The organism is Reichenbachiella sp. MALMAid0571, from assembly GCF_040151475.1.
GTDB lineage: Bacteria > Bacteroidota > Bacteroidia > Cytophagales > Cyclobacteriaceae > CAXBNB01.
Genome location: NZ_JBDKWG010000064.1, coordinates 1 through 2,734 on the forward strand (window position 1 = coordinate 1; position 2,734 = coordinate 2,734).

The following is a 2,734-nucleotide window of genomic DNA, read 5'->3' on the forward strand; positions in this document are numbered from 1 at the left end:
TGGTTGACTTCCCTGTCAAACACAGATTTACTGCCATCATTTTGAACTCCTTATCGAAGTGTCTTCTTTCTTGTTTCATCTTATGTAAATTTAGCTTAACGAGCTTAACTTACTGTCCTGTCAAATGTAGCAGTTCCAATAGTGTTTTATATAATGTTTGCCTAAAGATAAGTTAAAAGGGTAATATGTTGATTTGGGATGGTAGTATTGTTAGTGGATTTGCTGTGGGCAAATATTATGTAAAACTCTGTTGGACGATACCGTGAGCAGTGTGACTATGGGTATTTATACTTTTATTTCTCTTAATATTGGAGTGAGAGCAGTGGTTTTGTGTTATGGTTTTATTCATTGTTCTCATTGGTCATTCCTGGTTGGACATACTTCTCCCTGCCAATTATTTAGCTTTAAAGAGGATACAGTAAGTCAATGAACTTTCATTGATTAGGTGGTTACACAGGATCAAGTATCGTGTGTGGTAGCATTTTTCCTTTCTTGCATTTGGAACATTGATCTGGGTCTTTTCCAATAACAATGACCAGTACTTGTTTGGTCGACATTCCGGCTAGTAAGGAAGTGTAAACGGGTTGGTTGATCAAGGCAACACATTGTTGTTTTTTGCTGGTATTAGCAGAAGCTAATAGACCATAATACCTGATTTTGTAAAACCCAGAAGGTAAGACATGTCGCATAAACCTGCCTATAAACTCTTCTGCTTCCATGGTGAGCAGTCTGTTTTTGAGATCAATTCTATAATCTTTCCATGCTATGGTCACTTTTCCATTTTCAACGGCTTTGATTCTACTGTTGCTTATGGCTACTCTGTGTGTGTACCTGCCAAGATACCTAAGAACAGATTGAGGTCCTGCCAAGGATTTCTTTGCATAAACATTCCAGTTTTTCTGATAGAGTTGTTTTTTCAATGCTACAAAAGAGGGCATATCATCAGGGATTTTGATTTTATCCGATACCAGATGTTTCTCTAACATACTCCATAAGACTCCCCTAAATATTTTGGACAAAATCTTTACTGGTAAGAAAAAATTCTTGCGTGTATTGATCCATTCGGCTCCATCATCAGACAAACCACCCGCAGGGATGATCATGTGGATATGTGGATGATAGGTCAAGGCCTGTCCCCAGGTATGTAACAGGGCTACCGCTCCTGTTTGTGCACCCAGAAATTTGGGATTGCTACTTACCTTTTGTAAACTCTGCGCTGTTGCCTTGAAGAGCAAGTCATAGCAAAGGCGCTGATTGATATAAAAGAGCTTATGTAGCTCAGATGGGATGGTAAAAACCATATGAAAATACCTACAGACCGGTAGTTGAGCTTCAAGTTTATCTACCCATATCAGCTGTTTTATATACTGGCATTTGTTGCAATTTCTATTCCTACAAGAATTGTAAGCGATACGTGTATGATGACAGTTATCACATCGATTCACATGGCCACCCATCGCTGCTGTCCTACATTGCCGAATAGCATAAAAAGCCTTCATTTGGTCTGGGCACAACTGATGTTTGACCTAAAACTGCTCACCATACGCATCGAGTATGTGAGCAAGATCACATGGATGTCTTCGATTGAGCGCATTCATGGCAGGTCAATAGGACTTTTGACAGAAGGATCAATGGCCGCTGCATGTAGATAGACCATCGTTGAACTCATCGATCTGTGCCCTAGTAGTTTCTGTATCAATTTGAGATTGGTTCCTTGCTCTAGCATATGGGTCGCAAATGCGTGCCTGAGACTATGGGGGGAAATATACTTTTTAATGCCTGCCCTAAGTTGTGCCCGCTTTACGATTTTACCCACAGAGGTAGCTGAATAGGGTTGCCCTGGCTGACCTGCTCCCTCAAAAACATAACTGATCGGCTTGGGATAAGTGGATTTATAGTAAAGGATTAATAACTCTAGTGTTTTATGAGCCAGCAAAACATCTCTGGACTTGTTGCCTTTGCCATGAACGATTCTGATGATCATCCGATCCCTGTCTATATCTACAAGTCGTAAATTGAGCAACTCTTCCCTGCGCATACCGGTAGAATAAAGCATAGCAAGTATTAATTTATGCTTGATATTTGAAGTACTATCTATCAGTGATTTGACCTCCTGTTTAGATAAAATGACTGGTAATTGGTGGTTGCGTCTTGGACGCCTAATCTTCACGCCTGTATCCCAATCCAAACCCAAAACATCTTGACGGAGTATTTTGAGTGCACTGATCGTTTGATTAAGAAAGGAATTGGAACGACCCTTCTTGTCTTTGCAATAAAAAAGATAGGACTTGAACTCTTCCATACTGACCAACTCAGGGGATCTCTGGAAGTACATACTCATCTGAATGAGCATGTTTAGATACGACTTAACTGTCCGTGGACTGTAATTGCGAACTTGTAGTTCCTCTACAAATTGTTCGCGTAATCTCTGTTTTTTTTCATATTGATTAACTTATAATTTGTACTATCAAGTTAATCAATCTCAGACAACTACCGACGTAAGGAGGTTTCGTGCAACGTCCAACTAAAATGAGTATGCGCCCCAGTTGCTAGAAAGCACTGAAGTTGCTGTTTCGCATTGTCATTTCAGATGGCTCAGTTCGCATATTCATTTTAGTATCCATGTAACAATCTAAAGGGGATTAACTTAATAAGTCAAAATCAAAGTCAAACCCCTAAAGATTAAATTTATGGATAATAAAGTTAGCTTATTTTCATCTCTTACGCTATATGT

At 39.4% G+C, this 2,734-nt stretch carries 2 pseudogenes; both read right to left on the minus strand.

The features are described 5' to 3' along the window. Positions 1-449: 449 nt before the first annotated feature. Positions 450-1,598, minus strand: a pseudogene (locus tag AAOP42_RS00875) (IS91 family transposase). Then, positions 1,595-2,413, minus strand: a pseudogene (locus tag AAOP42_RS00880) (tyrosine-type recombinase/integrase); the annotation flags it as partial. The pseudogenes AAOP42_RS00875 and AAOP42_RS00880, both read right to left, overlap by 4 nt. Positions 2,414-2,734 lie beyond the last annotated feature (321 nt).